Here is a 264-nt window from a genome sequence, read left to right on the forward strand (position 1 = left end):
TCATGGGCGTCGACTTCCCAGCCATTGGCCGAGTACTCAGGCGGGTTACGGCCTCCTGCCGTGGCGATAATCCGTGGACCGGGCCAAGGCACTTCGTTTCCCGACGGCAACATATCCACCAGCAGCGCCGAAGGCTGCATTTGTTTCGTATCGGCGTTCACCAACCTGGCCTCTACACCCAGGCGGTTGAGCCAGGCGCAGAGATGTTGCGCCAACTCCTGCGCAGGCGCCCGGACATAAACAGCCGGCGCTCCTGGTTCGAAT

1 protein-coding gene is annotated in these 264 nt (G+C 62.1%); it reads right to left on the minus strand.

Features of this window, described 5'->3' with window-relative positions; translation table 11 throughout:
• Positions 1–264: hypothetical protein (locus SB689_RS23375; protein WP_410694436.1), on the minus strand; the 264-nt coding region annotated here is incomplete at both ends.

This window comes from Chryseobacterium sp. SIMBA_038, assembly GCF_046535115.1.
Classification (GTDB): domain Bacteria; phylum Bacteroidota; class Bacteroidia; order Flavobacteriales; family Weeksellaceae; genus Chryseobacterium.